At 39.7% G+C, this 21272-nt stretch carries 17 protein-coding genes; 10 read left to right on the forward strand and 7 right to left on the reverse strand.

From position 1 onward, the window contains the following. Together IJS99_10565 and IJS99_10570 are read left to right on the forward strand one after the other, a co-directional pair. Positions 1–503: iron ABC transporter permease (locus IJS99_10565; protein MBQ7562250.1), on the forward strand; the 503-nt coding region annotated here is incomplete at its 5' end. A 7-nt stretch (positions 504–510) separates the two neighbouring features. After that, positions 511–1638 carry an ABC transporter ATP-binding protein gene (locus tag IJS99_10570; GenBank protein MBQ7562251.1) on the forward strand — a complete coding sequence of 376 codons (1128 nt, stop codon included), beginning with the start codon at positions 511–513 and terminating at the stop codon, positions 1636–1638. A 41-nt stretch (positions 1639–1679) separates the two neighbouring features. Here the strand turns inward: IJS99_10570 and IJS99_10575 are convergent, their stop codons facing one another. The 4 genes from IJS99_10575 to IJS99_10590 all read right to left on the reverse strand — a co-directional run bounded on the left by IJS99_10575 (position 1680) and on the right by IJS99_10590 (position 3891). Then, positions 1680–2513, reverse strand: coding sequence for a hypothetical protein (locus IJS99_10575; GenBank protein MBQ7562252.1), 834 nt, complete (start codon positions 2511–2513; stop codon positions 1680–1682). A gap of 80 nt (positions 2514–2593) precedes the next feature. Continuing rightward, on the reverse strand, positions 2594–2845 hold the full coding sequence (locus tag IJS99_10580) for a hypothetical protein (GenBank protein MBQ7562253.1): 252 nt from the start codon (positions 2843–2845) through the stop codon (positions 2594–2596). Continuing rightward, the gene (locus tag IJS99_10585) at positions 2826–3080 is read right to left on the reverse strand and encodes a BrnT family toxin (protein ID MBQ7562254.1); all 255 of its coding nucleotides are present in this window, start codon (positions 3078–3080) and stop codon (positions 2826–2828) included. Before IJS99_10585 ends, IJS99_10580 begins: the two co-directional genes overlap by 20 nt. A 127-nt stretch (positions 3081–3207) precedes the next feature. Next, a complete protein-coding gene (locus tag IJS99_10590) occupies positions 3208–3891 on the reverse strand; it encodes an acetolactate decarboxylase (GenBank protein MBQ7562255.1) in 684 nt (227 codons plus the stop codon). Between the two features lie 187 nt (positions 3892–4078). Here IJS99_10590 and IJS99_10595 point away from each other — a divergent pair, with 187 nt between their 5' ends. The 8 genes from IJS99_10595 (at position 4079) to IJS99_10630 (ending at position 13797) form a co-directional block, all read left to right on the forward strand. Next, positions 4079–4984: a hypothetical protein gene (locus IJS99_10595; GenBank protein MBQ7562256.1), complete on the forward strand. Its 906-nt coding sequence runs from the start codon at positions 4079–4081 to the stop codon at positions 4982–4984. Next, positions 4981–5718, forward strand: a complete 738-nt coding sequence (gene lptB, locus IJS99_10600; protein MBQ7562257.1) for an LPS export ABC transporter ATP-binding protein — start codon at positions 4981–4983, stop codon at positions 5716–5718. The genes IJS99_10595 and lptB overlap by 4 nt, the downstream gene beginning before the upstream one ends. Beyond that, positions 5718–7094, forward strand: coding sequence for a class II fumarate hydratase (gene fumC, locus IJS99_10605; protein MBQ7562258.1), 1377 nt, complete (start codon positions 5718–5720; stop codon positions 7092–7094). Before lptB ends, fumC begins: the two co-directional genes overlap by 1 nt. Then, the gene (rlmD, locus tag IJS99_10610; protein MBQ7562259.1) at positions 7075–8451 is read left to right on the forward strand and encodes a 23S rRNA (uracil(1939)-C(5))-methyltransferase RlmD; all 1377 of its coding nucleotides are present in this window, start codon (positions 7075–7077) and stop codon (positions 8449–8451) included. Before fumC ends, rlmD begins: the two co-directional genes overlap by 20 nt. A gap of 270 nt (positions 8452–8721) precedes the next feature. Further along, entirely contained in the window at positions 8722–10770 is a 2049-nt protein-coding gene (locus IJS99_10615) for a DUF262 domain-containing protein (protein MBQ7562260.1), read from the forward strand. A gap of 16 nt (positions 10771–10786) precedes the next feature. After that, the gene (locus tag IJS99_10620) at positions 10787–11584 is read left to right on the forward strand and encodes an alpha/beta fold hydrolase (GenBank protein ID MBQ7562261.1); all 798 of its coding nucleotides are present in this window, start codon (positions 10787–10789) and stop codon (positions 11582–11584) included. 6 nt (positions 11585–11590) lie between these two features. Then, positions 11591–12688 (forward strand): aminopeptidase P family protein, encoded by a 1098-nt coding sequence (locus IJS99_10625; GenBank protein MBQ7562262.1) that lies wholly within the window; start codon positions 11591–11593, stop codon positions 12686–12688. Positions 12689–12690: 2 nt separating this feature from the next. Continuing rightward, positions 12691–13797: a hypothetical protein gene (locus IJS99_10630; GenBank protein ID MBQ7562263.1), complete on the forward strand. Its 1107-nt coding sequence runs from the start codon at positions 12691–12693 to the stop codon at positions 13795–13797. A gap of 8 nt (positions 13798–13805) precedes the next feature. Here IJS99_10630 and IJS99_10635 read toward each other — a convergent pair whose 3' ends face one another. The 3 genes from IJS99_10635 to IJS99_10645 all read right to left on the reverse strand — a co-directional run bounded on the left by IJS99_10635 (position 13806) and on the right by IJS99_10645 (position 21187). Continuing rightward, on the reverse strand, positions 13806–14285 hold the full coding sequence (locus IJS99_10635) for a prolyl-tRNA synthetase associated domain-containing protein (protein MBQ7562264.1): 480 nt from the start codon (positions 14283–14285) through the stop codon (positions 13806–13808). A 105-nt stretch (positions 14286–14390) separates the two neighbouring features. Beyond that, on the reverse strand, positions 14391–17579 hold the full coding sequence (locus IJS99_10640) for a putative Ig domain-containing protein (protein ID MBQ7562265.1): 3189 nt from the start codon (positions 17577–17579) through the stop codon (positions 14391–14393). 20 nt (positions 17580–17599) lie between these two features. Next, positions 17600–21187: an SYNERG-CTERM sorting domain-containing protein gene (locus tag IJS99_10645; GenBank protein MBQ7562266.1), complete on the reverse strand. Its 3588-nt coding sequence runs from the start codon at positions 21185–21187 to the stop codon at positions 17600–17602. Between the last annotated feature and the right edge of the window lie 85 nt (positions 21188–21272).

The following is a 21272-nucleotide window of genomic DNA, read 5'->3' on the forward strand; positions in this document are numbered from 1 at the left end:
TGTTAATGACTCCTTTTGCCTTGCCCGGTACTCTTTTAGGAATAAGCTATTTACTTGCATTCAATCACGCGCCTATTATCTTAGTGGGAACTGCGGCAATTATCGTTATAAATTACGTGATTAGAGAATTACCCGTCGGAATTGAGGGCGGTATTGCTTCACTCAGGCAAATTGACGCGTCAATAGAAGAAGCAGCTACGGACTTGGGAGCAGATCAGGCTACAGTTTTCAGGACTATAGTATTGCCCTTAGTTCGTCCGGCTTTCTTGTCGAGTTTGTCATATACATTTGTGCGTTCAATGACGGCTGTAAGTGCAGTAATATTCTTGATTTCTGCGCGCTGGTATCATATAACGGTCTTGATTTATAATTTCTCGGAAAATTTGAGATTCGGACTCGCGAGCGTTTTATCGACTGTGTTAATAATAATCGTATTCGGAGCGTTCGGGCTCATGAGATTATTAGTGCGTGAGAATTCTAATTTAATGAAAAATGTAAATTAATGCGAACATGAAAGGAGAGAAAATAAAATTGGCAAATAATAATTCCAAGTCAGTAACGCTTGAGAACATCAAAAAAATATTCTGGGATCCTCAGACAAAGCAAAACGTCGCAGCAGTCGGGGGAGTATCCTTCAAACTTGAGCCGGGGGAACTCGTAACGTTATTAGGGCCCTCAGGGTGCGGCAAGTCTACAATTTTGCGAATGTTATCAGGTTTTGAGCAGCCAACTTCAGGCAAAATAATGATCGGAGACGTTGACGTTACTAACATGCCCCCGAATAAACGGGACACGGCTATGGTCTTCCAGAGTTATGGACTATTTCCGCACATGAATGTCTCTCAAAATGTAGCTTACGGGCTGAATTTGCGCAAAGTTCCCGCCAAAGAACGCGACGAGAAAGTACAAAAATTTCTTGAAATGGTCGGGCTCGGTCAAATGGGATTACGTCCGCCGTCGAGACTTTCAGGAGGTCAGCAGCAGAGAGTCGCACTTGCAAGAAGTCTTATAGTTGAGCCTTCAGTGTTATTGCTTGACGAGCCATTATCGAATCTTGACGCGCTTTTACGTGAACAGATGAGAGTAGAAATCCGCCGCCTGCAAAAATCTTTAGGAATCACAGCAATGTACGTTACTCATGACAGAGTCGAGGCTATGAGCTTATCGGACAGCATTATAGTAATGAAGAGCGGCCTAATTGAACAGAGAGGCACTCCCAGTGATATTTATAGAGATCCCGTAAATACTTTTGTTGCTGGCTTTGTCGGTAAAGTTGCATTCTTCCCGTGTGAAGTGAAGGGAGTAGATGACTCCTGCCATGTTGAGATTAAGGGCAAAAATTTCAGCGCACCCCGTTGGAATAAAGATTTGAAGTCAGGCGATAAGGCTTTAATAATGGCACGTCCTGAGTCTTTATCGATAAATGAACCCGGCGCGGGCGTTGAAGATGGAGTTGTTACTGCAAATATTTATCTCGGCAACAGCGTAGAGACATGGGTACATACGGATTTAGGAAATGTGCTCGTTCAGATTGACAATCCCGACGTCAAAAAGATATGGGCTGAGGGCGAGAAAGTTTCTTTATCGTTTGATCCTGCGTTGACTAAGATTTTAGCCGACGATTTAGAGAAGAATTAAAATTTTTTGCCGGGCGGTGTTGAGCTGTCCGGCTTTTATGATTAATTAAATTCGCGTAAAATTCTTTCGTCCACCTTGAACCACCAGAACAGAGTAATAATTATTAGTCCCATGTTCAAAAGCGGCATATTGAAAAATTTTATTATTGCTTCGTCCCAGCCGTTAGAGTTAAATTCAGGTGATAGAATCAAAGCTATAAAGATATTTAATACTGCAGCTAAATAATTTGAGTAAGACATGGTGGCTTTTGCCTTAGGAGCTATATTTCTGCAAACTATGAATATTAAACAATTTATAATAAATACAATTGCAAATCCTGATAAAACGCTCCATAATTTAGGGTGAACGCTTATTTTATTAATGTAATTATCGATAAAATAACAAGCTGTAACTGTAATTATCGCGGATAAAAACATTAATGCCAGCATATAAACACTAGGAAGTTTGCGGCTCTCTTCTTTCACAACAGCAATTGCTGCGGCCTGTTCTTTGCTTTCTACATTGTCGGTCTGAGTGTTAATTTCTACTTCATTGGCGAAATCATTAGCTACATACCAGCCTATAGCCTCAGTTATTGTGAATGCAGTACCAGCATTTATAGCATTGCCAAGTCCCGGAATCCAGCCCAATAAAAATTGTGATACAGTTCTGCCTCCTATTGCTGCTGCAGCTCCTGACAAAATTGACGCCCCTACAGTCTTTGTTATTGTTTTCCCGAATACTGCGCCCAAACTTATAATCATTCCTATTTGTATAGTCGTAATAAGTGGTGCATCAGAGCCGGGAATTTGTGCCAGTCCTGCCCCTATAGCACCGGCTGATGTTGCTGCTCCATGAATAATTACATGACATTTGCTTTTTTCTTTGTCCGTCATGATTAAATATATGCCTCCTACAAAAATATATTTTGCAGGAATTATACAAGGGGGGGGGGGGCATTAGTCAATAACTGGATTTACTGATTAAAATTTTCAAGTTTTTTGCGTTCACGTTCGGCCTTAATGCGTAAATTATGCTCGCGGATTTTGTCAATGTGAGGCTTTAACGGTTTATATCGAGAAAAATCTGTTACTTCCGGCATATCAGATAGATCTATATCTTCGTCTTTCCTTTGCTCAAATAATAATTTTATTAGCGATTTCTTCAATTCTTCGCGCTCTTCCGGAGTACGTCCCAGTCTAACAACATCATGTAAGCCCATTAACATAGCGTATTTTCTCCCTTCTAGTAGCTTCTCTTGCTGATATTATTCTGATTATATCATTGTCATTCACTGTTACGCGTTCAACATAAACAATAAACATGACTTTTGCAGCAAGCCAGCCTATAACGTCCCAGCGTTCTTCTCCGGTGATTTTGTCCACTGAGTTAAATTCAAAAATAGCGTGTTCATCAAAAAATGCAGATGCTGCAGTAGTAAAATTTATATTATGCTTGAGAATATTGGCCGCTCCTTCTCATCGTCCCATGTAAATAAAACTCCGTTAAGCTCTAATTTTATTTCTGCGTGTTCAATCAAATTTTTCACACTCCCGGCGCAATAATATCACGAGCATGGAAATATTTTAATCACTCTACAGATTTTATCTCAGCCTGTAAATCCTGTTTGAGGGAATACGTGTCAAAAGCTGCTTCCTTAGGAAGATTTATAAATATATTGCTGATCTTATCCAGTTTTACGGCTCCTTCTTGTAAAGACACATCGAAAACATGACCGCCTCTTGTCCTATCTTCAGAAAGAAAATGAAGATGCCATCCCGGCATATTAATCCCGTCCATGTAATCAGGAAAATACACTCCCACAAGCGACCCTCGTATATCATCAAAAATAAATGCTTTTTGCGTCTGAGAAAGAATATCTTTCAATGTGATATGCTGTGACCTGTATGGAGCTTCGGATCTGGCATCAACTTTTGTGAAATCACCATCAATCTTAACAATATGCATACTATTCAAGCCGAATTTTTCTTCGATCTTCCTTGTTAGTTCCGTTCGTATAGATTCGATATTCGGCATATTTTTGAGTGTAAATTGCTGCTCTCCGTAAAGTTTTGATACAGCTGCAAAAGGAACACCTATATCATTAGCAACTTCTGTAATATGTCCGTCCTGATCTGCCCTGTAACAATGTCCGTCCATTAGAATCATTTCTCCGTTAACGTCTTCAAATGTTCCCAGTCCTGTATTTCCTTCGTGAAGAAGTTCTCCTACATTTATTACTGCACGGCTATATCCTAAAGCAAGTGCTTGCAATGTTGAAACCTGATACATTTTATTTTCACTGTACATATAAATTTCTCCTCTTTTCTGCTCATATTATCGCCTGTCTTCATATTCAGGGATATTTTTTCCTGAACAATAATAATATCATCTGCATTAAAATATATAATATAATTTGCTTATTCGTAAAAATATTTACACGAAAGGGGAGAATAATTACATGAATAAAAATTTTATTGCCTGCTTGGCCTTGCTTGCTTGTTTGAGTACTGCCCCGGCAATGGCTCTTGACTCTGCGGCACTTCCGGATAAAGCGACTCTATCAGCTAATAGAATGAGATTTGACGCTTACACGGGCGATTTTCTAGCAGACGGCAATGTAGCAATCAACGCGGGAGAATTCAACGTGAAAGCTCCAACAGCAACGGGCAACACTGAACGCAGGGAAGTAAATTTTGACAAGGGAATAAAAGCAGCCGGAAAATGGGACGGGAGCAAAATAGATCTAAACGCCGGCAAATTATTATTAACTTTTGCAGATACTCCGACATGTAAATTTCTTAATGGAGTCAAAGGCGGTTACGGCACTATACATCTTGACGCGGATAGATTGACTCTGACTGGATTCGGCGGCATTTCTTCACCGAGCGCAACGGACAAGCAAACAAAATTTTGGCTCACTAAAGTCAGAAATTTTGAAGACAGATCTAAAGGTTTCACATTCGGTGCTGACAATGTAGAAGGACTTATCAGAAACGGTGATTTATTCGAGATGACAGCAAAAAAAGGTGTCTGGCTCAGGGGCAAACCTAAGGCGCGGGGCGACGCTGTGAGTCTCAAAGGGGACAGCGCAGTTTATTCACTGACTCGCGGAAGTGTCGTAGTAAACGGCCATGTTGTAGCAGTTCAGGGCGGGCGGACTCTGAAATCTGACTCAATCGTATACTTCCCTGATCAAAATAGAGTCGAGGCTTTAGGAGGAGTCAGGCGGAACCCTGAAGGCAAAGTTGAGAGTGCAGACCGTGCAGAAATTACTATAGATTTAACCCGTGAACGCAGAAATAACCCTAAACCCGCTCAAAATCAAGAAGATAATAAACCTCAAAGGAGAACGCGCAAAAAATGACAGGTCTAACAGCTTCAGATTTGCGGAAAAGTTATAATAATCGTCTCGTAGTCGGCGGAGTAAGCATAAACGTAAACCCCGGTGAAGTTGTAGGACTCTTAGGGCCAAACGGTGCAGGCAAGACAACTTCATTTTACATGATTGTAGGATTAATCAGGCCGGACTCTGGCAGCGTCTTAATTGACGATAAAGAAATTACGAGTCTCCCAGTTTATAAGCGGGCTCGTTCGGGAATCGGCTATTTACCTCAGGAGGCTTCAATTTTTCGCAATCTCACAGTCAGAGAAAATATTAATCTTGTCTGGGAAGAAACAGGCAAGAGAAAACAGGCAAAGGAACTCACTGATCAATTACTCGAACAATTTAAAATCACTCACATAGCAGAAACTAACGGATATGCTTTATCAGGCGGAGAAAGAAGACGCGTAGAGATTGCACGGGCTTTGACTCTGAAACCTAAATTTATTTTGCTTGATGAACCTTTCAGCGGTATAGATCCCATTGCAGTAGCTGATATTCAGTCAATGATTCACGAGCTAAAGGCACAGAGCTACGGAATATTAATCACGGATCACAACGTCCGGGAGACTCTTTCAATTACTGACAGGACATATTTAATTCATGCCGGTAAAATCTTTCTTGCAGGGTCGCCTAAAGAAGTCGCAGGAAATGAACTCGCTAGAAAATTCTATCTCGGTGAAAATTTCGAGTGGGAAGGAGCTAATAAAGATTAATGCAATACAGAATTGAACACGACACAATGGGAGAAATTCAAGTCCCATCAGATAAATACTGGGGCGCACAAACTGAACGGAGCCGGCAAAATTTCAAAATCGGAGTCGGACTCGAGACAATGCCCCGCGAAATTATTAAAGCATTCGCATATCTCAAGAAAGCATGTGCAATCGCAAATAATATTTTACTGCCTGAAAGAATGACTCAAGAAAAATTGCAAATCATCTCACAAGTTACAGATAAAATTATTTCAGGTGAATTAGATTCGCACTTCCCTTTAGTAGTCTGGCAAACAGGTTCGGGCACTCAATCAAACATGAATATAAATGAAGTAATTGCTAACATGGGCAACGAGATAGCCGCGAAAAAATTACTTCACCCTAATGATGATATAAATATGTCGCAGTCTTCTAATGATACATTCCCTTCTGCTATGTATATCGCCGGAGTCTTGGAAGTTACGCAAAAATTAATCCCCGCAATAAAAAATTTAATCGAAACTTTCAAGCGTTTAGAATCAGAAAATAGCGACATAATCAAAATAGGCCGGACTCATTTGCAGGACGCTACACCGTTGAGATTTTCGCAGGAAATTTCAGGATGGCGCAATAGTTTAGAATGCGGGCTTGAATATATAGAGAACTCGCTAAATTTCTTGAATCACTTGGCAATCGGCGGGACTGCTGTAGGAACCGGCTTAAATGCTCCTAAAAATTTTGACTCTGAAGTAACACGCGCATTGACTCATTTAACGGGAATAATTTTCACTCCGGCAAAAAATAAATTTCATGCTTTAACGTCAAAAAGTGAAATAGTATTCTCACACGGCGCAATAAAAGCACTTGCAGCAGACTTAATGAAAATCGCTAATGATATAAGATTTCTAGCGTCAGGGCCTCGCTGCGGACTGGGTGAAATTTTTATACCTGAGAATGAGCCGGGAAGTTCCATAATGCCCGGAAAAGTTAATCCCACTCAGTGCGAACAGGTTACAATGATAGCCGCTCAAATAATGGGCAATGATTTAACAATAAGTATAGCAGCTAGTCAGGGCAATTTTGAGCTTAACGTGTTTATGCCGGTCTGTGCTTATAATTTCCTGCAGTCAGTAAGATTATTGAGCGAGTCAATTAATTCATTTAACAAAAATTGTGCGTCGGGAATCAAAGCAAATCGAGACAAAATGCGTGAAAATCTCGATAAATCCCTTATGCTCGTTACTTCACTGAATCCCGTTATAGGCTATGAGAACGCCGCAAAAGTTGCAAAATTAGCTCACAGTAAAAATATTTCACTCAAAGAAGCATGTACGGAGCTTGAATTATTAAGCCCTGAAAAATTTAAGGAGGTAGTCAATCCTGAAAAAATGGTCTAGTCAAGAAAGAAATAACAAAACGCGCGAGTCTATAAATCTTGAAATTTCCGGACTCTCAAGCGACGGAGCAGGAATCTCACGGACTGAAAGAGGCGTTATTTTTGTGCACGGAGCTTTACCCGGTGAGCTTGTAAATGCTGAAATTGCAGCAAGAAAGAAAGATTTTAGCATAGCCGACACACTAGAAATCATAAAGGCCAGCCCCGAAAGAGTCACGCCCAAATGCAAATATTACGGGAAGTGCGGAGGTTGTCAATTACAGCACGCAAATTATAACTTGCAATTAAGACTCAAGGCCGGTCTAGTTCGTGACGCAATGACTCGAATCGGGGGATTTGACGCGAAAATTTTTGATAATTTAACTTGTGAGGAGTCGCCCGAATCATGGAATTACCGCAATAAAGCAGCCTTCCCGGTTCAGGATTTACACGGACGAATTATAACGGGATTCTACAGAGCAGGGACTCACAGGCTTGAATTAATCAGGCAATGCCCGGTAAATGCTAAGAGGCTCAATGAAATTTACGGCAAAATTTTAGACTCACTTGACACTGTGAAATATCCTTTTGACGGTTATAATGAGCTTAACGGCACCGGCAAATTAAGGCACATCATAGCACGCACGGGAATTAATACGGGTGAAAGTCTTTTATCGTTTGTCATAAACGGCAAATTATCAGCAAAAAGTGTTAAATCTCTTGTATCACTGGGTAATCAAGCAAGGCCGAATACTTTGACTCTAAATCATAATTCTAAGCCGGGCAATGTCATATTAGGAACTTACACGGAAAATTTAACGGGTTCGGGCTTAATTTCTGAAATGTTAGGCAAGTATAAATTATTCTTTGATACAGCTTCATTTTTTCAGGTCAACACAGGCCAAGCAGAAAAATTATTTAATTATGTGAGTTCGCTTGCAGGTGATTCTAAAAATTTGCTTGAGTTATACAGCGGTACAGGCTCATTAACTTGCTATCTTGCTGAAAACTCAAAAAATATTACAACTGTTGAAGAGTGGCGCGGGGCTGTAAAAATGGCCGTCAAGAATTTGCACGCGAATAATTTCGAAAACTTTCAGGCTTTGTGCGGACGGTCTGAAGAAGTTATCAGCGATTTACGGGACAATTATGACTCTGTAGTGCTTGACCCTCCCCGTGATGGCTGCGAGAGAAGAGTACTTGAATCTATAAACTCATTCGGAGTCAGGAAAATTATTTATGTCTCATGTAATCCGGCTACTTTGGCGAGAGATTGCAAAATTTTAGCGGCTCATGACTACAAATTAGCGAGCATTAAAGCATTTGACATGTTCCCTCAGACGGCACACGTTGAAAGCGTCGCAGTTTTGCAGAAATGAATCGAGATATTTATTTGACACGTTCACGCGAATTTATATTATTGCAGAATGAATCACGGGCAAGGCAAATTTTTTATTGATATTCATTAACGAGTATAAAAACTTTTGACACGTTCACGCGAATTTATTTATTATTGCAGAATGAATCACGAACGAGGCAAATTTTTTATTAATATTCTCATTAGCTAGTATTAAACACGCAAATTATAAATTTGAATCACGGGCGCGGGAATTAGCGATAAATTTTTAACAGGAGGGCAAATTTTTTATATGTACGCACAAAAAAGTAATATTAACGAGATGTTAAACGGTGTCAAGCAATTTATTATTCCCATTTATCAGAGATTTTACAGCTGGGATATTGAACAGTGCCGCCGCTTATGGAATGATATTGTCTCAATGCAGGAAAATAACAAGGACTATCATTTTATCGGCTCAATAGTAAATATTGTAGAACACGCAGCGTCAACAGGTGTGCAGAAATATATTATAATTGACGGCCAGCAGAGAATCACGACACTTTTATTGCTGTTAATTGCCCTTCGTGATTACGCGATTCAGAATCCTGACGAGAAAGCCGTTAACTCCCGCAAAATAGATAATACTTTGCTAAAAAATGAATATGAAGACGGCAGCGATCGTTATAAATTGTTATTAACTGAGTCGGACCGAGAAATTTTTATTAGCTTAGTCGAGAATAAGCCCATAACACAAGGAACTAAATCAAGATTACTAGACAATTATAATTTTTTTGCTAAGAAAATTAATGATAAAATCTTGCAGCCCGCTGAAATTTTCGAGTCTATAAGCAAACTTCAAATTGTAAATATAACTCTTGAACGTTCGCTCGATGATGCACAGGCAATTTTTGAGAGTCTGAACTCAACCGGCAAAGAATTATCGGAGTCTGATTTAATACGAAATTATTTACTCATGGGACTTGATAATAATGAGCAAATATATATTTATGAACAATACTGGCGGCCGATGGAAAAACTTTTCGGGAATCAAATTCTAGAAATGGATCAATTTTTCAGGGATTATATAACTCTTAAAATTAACGTGATTCCAAATAAGAATCTTACTTATGAAGAGTTCAAAAAATATAGCATGAATTCAGAATTTGACTCAACCCGTGATTTATGTGCAGATTTATATAAATACGCAAATTATTACAATGAAATAATGTTCTCACGCAGCAATAACCCCGAAATAAATAATTTATATAATGATATTGTCGAGCTTAAAATGACGGTCTCTTATCCGTTCTTAATGAGACTTATTAATGACTATCACGAAAAAATTATTAACGAGTCTGAATTCAAGCAAGTTTTAAGGCTCTGTATCAGCTATGTATTTCGCCGGAGTATTTGCGACTTCCCGACTAATTCACTTAATAAAACTTTTGCGAACATGAAAAACGCAATTAATTCAATCGATTATGTTAATTCAATAAAAGCATTTTTCCTAATGTGCGGCGGTTATCGTGAATTTCCTGATAATGATAGATTTATTGCTGCGTTTACTTCACGAGATATTTATAACATGCAGAATCGCGTAAAATTTATATTGCGGAGTCTCGAAAATTTTGATAATAAAGCTCCCATAAACATGGCAAATTATACAGTTGAGCATATAATGCCGCAGACTTTGACTCAGGAATGGCAAAAAATGCTCGGCGATAACTGGCGCGACGTTCAGAAAAAATATTTACACACAATCGGAAATTTGACTCTGACTGCTTATAATTCCGAAATGAGTAACAGCTCATTCACTGAAAAAATGAATATCACAGGCGGATTTAAGCAAAGTGCTTTGAGATTAAATAATTTCCTTGTAACTCTTGACGAATGGAACGAGTCAAATATTATAAATCGAGCGAATTTATTAGCCGAGAAAGCCGTAAAAATTTGGGAATTTCCTAGCTTGACACCTGAAGAACTCGCTAAATATAAGGGACAAGAAGAACGTTACAGCATAGCAAGTTATAATACTAATAATTACACGATGGAATTATTTAATTTGCTTGATTCACGCATTAAAAATATTTCGTCTTATGTTAGGCGGGAATTCAAAAAATTATATGTCGCATATAAGCTCGATACAAATTTTGCTGATATATTTTTCCAGAGTCAGCGGCTCAAAATCTCTATTAACATGAAATTTGCGGACGTAAATGACCCTGAAGGAATTTGCAGAGATGTAACAGGTCTAGGAAAGTGGGGTAATGGCGATGTTGAAGTTTACATGGAAAAGTTATCTGATATTGATAATGTCATGTATATTATTATGCAGTCATATAATTATCAGCAGGATTAACGCGGAGGAGTCAATAATGCCCATAAAAATAGAATCACTCAAGACAGAAAGATTTACAACGAAATTTTTTAGATTTGGCAATAAAGCGAGTCAAAAGAAATTTATAATAATTCCCGGTACCAGCTTAAAAAGTGTCATGAATTTTGCTGACTCAGTCGCAGAATCATATAAAATTTTTGCTCAAGACTATGAAATTTTCTTGTTTGATATTCGCGATGATTTACCGGAAAATTATAGAATTCAGGATCTAGCGCGGGACTTGGCCGAATCCCTTGACTCGTTACAGATAAATAATGCTGACATTTTAGGCGTATCAATGGGCGGAATGATTGCGCAGAGTCTCGCAGTGAGTCGTCCTGATTTAGCGCATAAAATTGTGTTAGCCTCTACTGCCTCACGTGCAAAGCCCAGAACAGTAAAATTTTGGAATGATTTATTAACTTTAGCACGCGGAAAAAATATTAATGCCCTGACTCTGGGATTCTCTGAAAATATCTATACGCCGGAATTTTTCGCAAAATATCGTGATTCTATTCTCGCAGCAAATAATAATATAAGTGATTTAGAACTTGAGCGATTTATAATTATTACTCAGGCTGTTAGAGATTTTGATATTTATGACGAGCTTAACAAGGTAAAATCTCAAGTCTTAGTAATAGGCGCGGGACGTGATAAAATTTTCGGGGCTGATTATTCACGAGAGACAGCTGATAAAATCGGCTGCGATTTATATATTTACGAGAATTACGGCCATGCAGTTTATGACGAGGCACCGGACTATAAAGCAAGAATCATGAAATTTTTTCAGGAGTGATTACTAATGAACATGATAGATTCAAGACTGGCAAAATTACGCGCTTTAATGCAAGAAAGAAAGTTAGACTCATTTGTCTTAATCGTGAGTGAACGCTCAAATTCTGAATCATGTCATTATATTTCAGGTTTTCGCGGAAGTTCTGCCGGACTGATAATAACTCTTAATGACGCTACTTTAATCACTGACGGGCGATATACTACTCAAGCTAAATTGCAGAGTAATTATAATATAATAATCCAGTCAAAAATTTCGCTTTATGAATATATTGCTAATGCCGTGAAAGACTCAAGCTGGGGTTATGTCGGATTCGAGGCAGAAAAAATTTCTTATCATGATTACATGAAATATTTTGCTCCTGTAAAAGCTAACTGGGTTGACTCGTCGGACTTGATTTTGACTCTAAGACGCTGCAAAGATTCTCAAGAAATAGAATATATCAAGCAAGCCGCAAAAATAGGCCGTCAAGCTCTAGCAAACGTGTTAAAACAAACCCGACCCGGAATGACTGAAATCGAATTTGATATAAAGCTCAACGAACAAATTAAATTACTCGGTGCAGAAAAGGGCTGGGCACATGATGATTTTATTGTTGCGTCAGGTGAAAGGGGCGCGATGTGTCATGCTCCTGCAACTATGAAAAAATTTGCTGAAGGTGATATTGTAACAGTCGATTACGGCGCAATGTTTCAGGGCTATATGAGTGATATAACGAGAAATTTTGCACTTGGTCATTTAAGCGGTAAGGCACGAGAAATAAATAATATTTTGTTGGAGGCTCATAATAAAGCAGCTCAAGCACTCAGACCGGGCATATCAGGCTTTGACGTTGATTTAATTGCGCGTAAAGTAATAGAGAGTGCAGGCTACGGACAAAATTTTTTACACGGACTCGGTCATGGGCTGGGCTTGGAAGTTCACGAGCCTCCGAGATTGTCGCACACTTCAAAGGATATTTTACGAGCCGGAGATGTCGTTACAATTGAGCCGGGAATTTACATAGAAGGCTGGGGCGGTCTGCGGATTGAAGACGATTATTTAATCACTGAAGACGGCTGCGAATGTCTGACTATTAACGATAATCAAAGTATTGAGGTGATATAATCATGAGGATTCAAGCGATAAATTTACTCTCAAACTTTAACACTTTAAGGCAAAATAAAAGCGTCCTGCCTCAAGTTAATTTGCAAAAAAATAATGACTCTGTGAGATTGTCCGAGTCAGGTTTGCAGAAATCGCAAGGCACTAACAAAGCAGAAAATATCGTGAAATATGACTCAGCCACTAAGAAAATGGATGAGGCCATGAAGAAAGCGCAGAATATTCTCGAAAAAATGCAGGATTTAGCGACTCTTGCACAAGATAAAAGTCTCGGCGATCTTGATAGAGTCGAAATTCAAATTGAACTTGCTGATTTAAACGATAATTTATTCATGATACCGGGCAATTTAAGAATGTCGCAAAATCTTTCACGTGAACAGTCAGAAAACTGGCAAAACTCAGAGATGAGCAGCATTCTTGAACGCATGAGGACTCGAATAAGCAGCGGCGAAAAATGGAACGTCCGGGAAGTCTGGCAGCCTAACATGGAAGTAAGAGTCAAACAGGACGAAAACGGCGCAGAATTCTATGAGGTCCGCTCCCCCGGCTGGTACACTGTGAGCGATGACGTAAAAATAAAATCGCAGCAAACTTTAACGAGCGAAATAGTGCAGACTGACAATAGCGTCCCTACAGTTAGAGAGAGCCTCGAAAATTTAACGCATTATTTAGTGATGGACTCAGAATCGGCCGAAAAAAGTTCGCAATTAATACAGCAGCAAATTAACAAAATTCAAGAGTGGCGCGACGAATTGCCCGGAAAAATTTCAGAAGCTGCCGGAGATACGGATAAAATTGACTCGATTTTAATGGAAGCGTTTAATTTTCTTGACGAACTAGCAAGACCAGCAAATATAATAGTTCCTTCACTGAACGCACCTAATGAGCCTATTTATTTTTTACACGGAGTAGAAGTCTATGACAGAATCCAGAATCAGGGAGTAATCGCGCTCAATGAAGACGGAGAAAGAATCCCGGTTCCTAATTATGAAATCTCGCAAAGTGAAGAGACTCAGCCGGAATTATTCGCAAAAATTGAGAGTCTTTCAGGCCGGACACTCAAGAATATTAATTCAGGCAATAATATAATTTACGTTAACGGCTTGAAATAAGAAAATAATTAGCAGTCAACGAATTTAACAGGATTCCCGCAATAATTAACAAATTTCATGAAATCCTGATAACTCAGCCAAACAGTCGCAGTATTTATATTCGGGTGAAAACCTAAAAGCGGCTGATTTTTTATGCTTGAGTCAATTATTAATTCTACGTCATGATTTATATTATTTATCAGCCCGAACGGAGATACAGAACCTTTTGTGAGTCCTAAATGTTTATATAATCTATCATCGGAGCCGAAACTCAAACGATTGCAATTAATTTGTTCACGCAACTTTTTCAAGTCCGTATGTTTCTCGCCGTCATGAATCACTAAAAAATGCCGCTTCCCGTTCGCATCACGCAAAAATAAATTTACCGGAATCATCCCCCGTTTATTTAGACCAAGTTTTATAATAGCCTCGATTGTAAATACTGCCTCATGTTCGTCAAATTCGTATTTAATGCCGAGCTCGTTTAATTTATTCAAGACTTCCTGCAAAATTTATAGACCTCCCGGAAAATTTTTACCGCTAATAAATATATCACAAAAAAATAAATCCCCTCTCACATTAAGCAAGAGGGAATCTATAATATATAGAGTAACTTACTTCTTTCTGAATATCATAGTGCCGCACAAAGCAAATAATATAATTCCCGCAAAGCCCATATTACACCCGCCGGATTTGTTATTAGCTTGGCCGCTGTTACTTGAAGCAGATATTATCATGCCGCTTTCTTTATTTCCATTCTCACTATCAGCAATAATATTAATTTCCTGAGTCTTAAGCTCAAGACTTCCCGCTGAAGATTTCGCAAATACTGTGAATTCTCCGGTTACGAGTTCGCCCGGCAATGTGAAAGTCTCATCATCAGAAATAATTATATCGCCTGAAATTTCCTGTGAATCAATAAAGATTTTCACGTCAGATACTTCTGTGATAATTCCTGAAGCATTAACCCATTCGCCGATCTCGAAAATTAAATCCTTCCCGGCCTCAACAGTTACGGAATTCTCTAATTTTTCGTCGCCGCTGACAAGATATAATGCCGTCTGAATGCTGCCTGAATTTCCGCTGATTTCGCCGCTGTCATCGTCTTCAAGTGTAATAACCGGCTCGCTTGTTTCGTCATAAATTTCAAGATCTGACTCGTTATCGTTCGTGCTGAGGGTGTTATTTCTGCTTCCTGACGCATTATTAATAACAAGCTCAAAATTTTTTGTTGCTGAACCGGCCTCGTTTTTGACAGTTATAGAGAATTTATAAGTGCCTGCCTTCTTAGGAGTTCCTGAAATTACGCCCGTTTTAGAGTTGAGCTTGAGTCCTGAAGGAAGAGTCCCCGATTTGGAAAATTTCAATGTGCCTGAACCTGACGCTGTAATTGTCGCCTCGTAACGAGTTTTTACAGTTCCATCCGGTAAGCTCGTAATATCAATAGAGGGCGGGTCGCCTGCGTCAATCTCTATTGTAAATTCCCTTGAGTCTGAGCCTGCTTTATTCTTAGCTGTTATCTCGAATTTATAAGTGCCTGCTTTCTTTGCTGCTCCTGAAATTATGCCATTTTTCGAGTCGAGTTTGAGTCCGCTCGGGAAGCTGCCTTTTTTGCTCCATTTGAGATCTGTTCCATCAGCTTCTAAGGCTACATTATATTCTTCACGTAATACGGCAATCGGGAGACTTTCTGTAATAATAGCAGGTTTCTCCGGCAATACTTTAATTTTCACGCTTTGAGTCTTTGAGCCTGCTGGATTCTCTGCTTTGACCTTGAATGAATAAGTGCCTGCTTTCGTAAATATGCCGCTGACTTTGCCCTCGTCCTCGTCAAAATAAACGCCTTCAGGTAATTTGCTGCTTACTAGAGTCCATGTTATGGGAGTCGCTCCTGTTGCCTCAAGAATTGCCGAATATTCCGCGTTGATTGTCGCATCAGCAAGTGATTTAGTTATGATCTTAGGCTTTGTTAGGCTCTCTTCCTCGTCATCACCGGCCGGGTATGCAGGATTATACGCGATATTTATCGAGCAGCTTTTATCGACATATCCCCCGTGAGCTCCTGTTATTCGCAGGGTAAAGTAGAAAATTTTCCACTGGCCTCTGGGAACGCCTTTGAAATATATATAATTGCCTGAAGATATGAGCGTTAATCCCGATGGAGCTGTTCCGCTTGTTATACGAACTCTATATGGACCGACTCCCCCGTTCACGCGTATATAATCATAATATGACGTGCCTATTTTGCCGGGTAAATAATTCCATGTTGTTGACATGCTCGAGTCTCTTGTTTCGGTTCTATATTTGTTAACTACACTAACAGTGAACGAAAAAGATTTTTGACCCGTAAATGTAGTATTCACCATTTTATATATAGTTATCGCAAAATTATAACTCCCTGTTACTCTCGGAGTCCCCCTAAGATAAAGATATTTGCCTGATCTCGTTATCTCTAAACCGGGCGGCAATTCTCCAAAATTCTGGAACCACACGTATTTATCGAGGTCAACTCTAATATAGTCAGAATAATATTCGCCGAGTGTCGCTTCTTTGAATGTGTAAGTTGTACTAATTCTCGGTTCATATGGAATCTCAGCACCGTCAATTTTTAGCGTAAATGTCTTTGTTGTTGTAGTCTCAGGATTTCCGACCAAGTTAAAAAGCTCTATAGTAAATACATAAGTCCCGGGCTGCGTGGGAGTTCCTGATATTGTCGCAGTACGCTTATTATTAGGGCCGTTGAATTTCAAGCCGGGAGGAAGTGAGCCGCTTTTAAGTTTCCATGTCATAGTAAATTCTGTGCCCTCTGCTTGGATATTCTGACTGTAATATACGCCTTGCTTACCGTTTGGAAGTGTTGAAGAAGTTGTAATATTAGGCGGCTCATAGACAAATATTTTTCCGGCTCTTGAAGAACCTCCAGCAGAATTTGACGCTAAGATTTGAAATGTATAGGAAATTGCAAAATGGCTTGTTTTGCCCTGTGAAGTGTGAGAAGGAGTCCCGCTTATTAACCCAGTCGATGAATTAATTGATAATCCCGGAAGAACATAAGTACTTCCTGTTACATCAGTAGCCCATGTGATATTTGTACCCGTCGCAGTACATTGATAACTATATGGGACTCCCGCAATAGCAATATTAGCTTTAGGATAATTATTTATTGAAGGCCGTATAACTGTATCAGCTCCAAAATGGTAAATCGAGAATCCCCCGACACTTCCCGCATCTTTTATCCATTTAGCAAATTCGCTGAAGGTTATAGAATAATTCCGCACTGTGTTATTTGGCCTATTGCCTTCAAGAGTCGTAAATCCGTCGCTGTATTTTTTCGCAATTACCATTGTATGCTGAGACTTTGACGACCAGCCCCGCATTTGAATAACGTCGCCCTCTTGTACATTGGCAAATGCATTCTTAACTTGCTGCTCTGTAACACTGCCGAAATGTTGAGCTAGTAATTTATACGCACCGTTAATCGAAGGGGTATATATAGCTCTATAATCCGATGTATATGCCTTAAAATCTACATTTTTAATTCTATTAGTAACCCAGCGCGCAAAGTAAAAACAATTCGAGTTAAATTTTCGCCATGTATACTCAGAGCCATTAACATAACGATAATCAGGAAATACGCTATACATAGTAGTATTAGCAGCAATAGACTCCCATTTTGATACATGATAGGGCGAGTCCCTGTCGACAATATAATATCCGTAAGAATCCGCAAATGAACTCCCGGCAAATATAAATACTGCCGCTAATGCAAGAATAAATAATCCCGCAAATTTTTTAGTACGCATTATAAAACCTCCTTGTAAAATTAACAAATTCCTGTGAAATCCCTGCGTCTCACTATAAAAGCAATCACAGCAAGGACTGACAACGCGCTAAAACCTGAATCGCAGCCGCCTCCACCTCCCTCGTTATTTGTGTAATAAAAATCTTGATCCCCGCTCTCTGTAGGTTCTGAATCGCTTGAGTCTGGCTCTGAAGGTGTAACAGGCTCATCGGGGGATATAATCGGATCATCTGAAGTTATTTGCTCGTCCGGAATTTCGGGGTCTGAAGGTATAACCGGCTCGATTGGCTCAGGCTCAGGATTGACAGGCTGCACCGGGTCAACTGGTATAATGGGCTCCGGGTCGTCTGAAATAACTGGCTCGTCTGGGCTGATTATTTCGGGTGCGGGCTCGGGTATGGGTTCGGGCGTGGGATTTTCCGGTTGGACTGGAGCAGGCCGCGAAGGTCTTACAACGTTAAGAGTCAATATTTTTTCTGCTTGGCCGGCGTTGTTTATTGCTGTGAAGTTAATATTATATTTGCCTGCTTTTTCGGGAGATCCCGTAATGACTCCTTCACGGCTTAAAGCGAGTCCCGATGGAATATTGCCGCTTCTCCATTCGATTGGGCCTGTTCCTGACGCGTCAAGATAGAATAAATAATTTTGTCTTATTGTCGCATTAGGAAGTGCAGAAGTATTTATAACCGGGCTTAATTCACTTACATTTATTAAAACCGTATGAGCATTTATACAAGCAAGACAAGGGCCGCCTTCTATTTCTGTACCGTCTTGCCAAACGGAGGGGACTGGCTCACCGTCTGCAAAATAACTGACTCCCGGTTTAACGTCAGGGCTTGAGTATTTATCAATAAAAGCTGCTACGGCCGTCGGGTAATCATAGCTTGAATTTGCATTTAGAGTCATCTTCACTATTACTGCATAATAATCGCCGCTATTTAATTTCACGGTATTATCGCCTAAATCTACAGTGTGATAGCCTGCGCTCGGAAAGCTGCCCGTTTTTATGGGAATTTCAGCGTCGCCGGGGTCTGTAGGTTCGATTTTGCCGAAATTATTCACGAAAATTTTATATTCAACGTTATTATCTGTAGTGTAAAAGCTGACTCGTATTAAGCTCTCATTTCTTGCTGACCTGAAAATATTTGCTGCCCATGTCGTGCTGATATGCTTAGTCGGGCCTGTGTCGTCATTGTCGTTAATTATAATTGCCTTGTTATCGCCGCTGTCAGGATTAGGAAGTATTGTCCCGCCTCCTTTGTGTTTTTCTGTCTCATCTTGAATTATTTGCTGAATATTATCGCCGCTCACTATAAAATATTTTCCGTTGTACATTACTGCAGAATTTGGATCTGCCTGCTTATATGACATCCAGTAATAGCCGTTATCGCCGAAATTAGGACCTCTTGAATTACGAACGAGCCACGCGCCATTTCTGCCGGGATTAGAGTTAAAATTTTCTGCCGGGAAGTTATCATCCCAGCCCACTAATAAGACTGCGTGCGGATTATGAGGCTTGAAAATATAGTAAGAATATAAAGCGTTATTGTTTGCGTTATAAGTATTTTCGCTCGGGAATCCGTGATAATATTCAATGTAAACTCCGCCATGTTCCATAATAAGACGCTTGATTTCGGACTCGTTATTCTCGCTGATTTCTACATCTTCTACGTGGGCGAGTCTTATTGCTGCCTTTGTGAAACTTTCTGCTTTCCTGCCATTAACAAACGCCCTGACTTTAGAGTCTGCTTCTGACTCAATATTTCCTGCTATGGAGTAGGGCATTTCTGACTCGTAAATTGTGCCTCGTTTGTTGAGAAAATTTATAGCGTTGTCAACTGTTGCGCCCTGTTCTAATATACTTTTATCGGGGCGGGTTTTTGCTGCTCCGTCCTGCGTGAAAGTAAACCATGCCATTTGTAATTCGGAAAAATCGGGACTCACTGTCAAGAAATTAAATTTTTGAGCCTGATAATTTACCTCAAGAGCTGCGAGTGAAGCAAACGCCCAGCACGTACTAAATACGCCTTGATCTCTAACTTCAGGAAGATTTATTGTGAGTCTTGCGTCATATGATACAGGCAGAGAGTCTTTTGCGCTGATTTTATTTGTTCGTATAGGCGGATTATTTGCTAAGTGTGAATTATCTATAGGGCTTGGTCTGCTCCCTAAAAATTCAGTGCCTGCCCATTCTTCAGGATTTGCCTGCCATTCTACAAATTTTGAATCTTGATCGGCCTCGATTATTTCTTCCTGTTCTTCGTCCCATTCACATATAAAGCCGCGTTCTGTATTGCCCCCGTGAGTCGTGTCAATCCATAATCCCGAATCAGCAATTATAAGTAAAAAATTTCCGCTCCCATTTGGCCGGCCTTCAGAGAAATTATTATATTGCTTCTCGAAAACTTCATCAGTTACCCACGTCCAGAATCCTGACGAATCACACCGCCCCCCGATAAAATAAGCGTATTTATCTTCTGAAGTCTGATCTATAAGCTGCTCAATAATATTCTGCTCGGCCTCGCTCGTTATAGTAGCAAGATGACCTCCGAGAGATTCACAGCGGGCTTGTGCTTGTTCCCATGTTAAAGAGTCGTTATAAATTTTATAGCGGTGATTGTTCCATGTTATTTCGGGTTCGGGAGTGGGAGTCGGTTGGCCAGATATATAACCTATTTGATAATAATTAGACGGCCATTGATTTCCTGAAAGTGTGTATTTTGACGTAAACATTCCTCCTATAATACCGCCTTCGTATTCTGCGTTTAGAATTACACCCGTTGTTGTACAATTTGTTACTGTAACATAGACACTATTCACCACTCCAATAATACCGCCTGCGTACGAGTCGATGCTTATTAATGTCCCGCTTTCAATTGTGCAATTATTTATATTTATTGTGCCTGAACTTGACCTTGCCCAACCTGCAATGCCTCCCGCATATCCAAAATGTGTAGAGGCAATTATTTCTGAATCAGCTTCAACTGTGCAATTTTCTATAGTTCCACTATATAGAAATCCTACAAAACCGCCCACATCCCAACTTTTAGCAACATTTTTTATCTTTCCGCTAAGTCTGCAGCCTCTGATAGTTCCTCCTGACATTTCAGAAACAAAGCCACCGACACCCCATGCATTTCCTTCAAGAGAACCTTCAAATCTGCAATTTTCAATAATGCCGGAATATAAAACACTAGCAAATGCTCCGGAGTAGCTACTTTTTATTGTGCCTGAAACGTTGAGATTTCTTATTGCTATTGTGTCAGCGTCAGAACTTACAGCACCGAATAAGTTAAAATAATCGCTGCTAATATTCACTGTCATTGTATGATTCTGCCCGTCGAAATGACCTCTAAAAACTCTACTGTAAGGTGTTTCCACCTCTTCTTCGACTGAAGATAACTCTAAATCAACAGTTAATTTATAATATTTTCCCCGATCTTCGTAAAATCTATTGCCCATTAATGTAAAATCTTCCAGCGAGTCAATAATATACGCCGTCTCCCAGCTGTCTCCGTCATTGCCTTCGTCGTAATAAGCTGCCTCACTGACTCTGACACCGCATAAAGCAATACTTATAAATAAAGCTATAACTAAAATTTTCTTCATAGAGCATATACTCTCTTTCTTGTATTTATTATTTATTCAGGTATACGAGGAAATATAAATTTAATTATGTTCACTTTAGAAAAAA

It is taken from the genome of Synergistaceae bacterium (genome assembly GCA_017444345.1).
Lineage (GTDB): Bacteria > Synergistota > Synergistia > Synergistales > Aminobacteriaceae > JAFUXM01.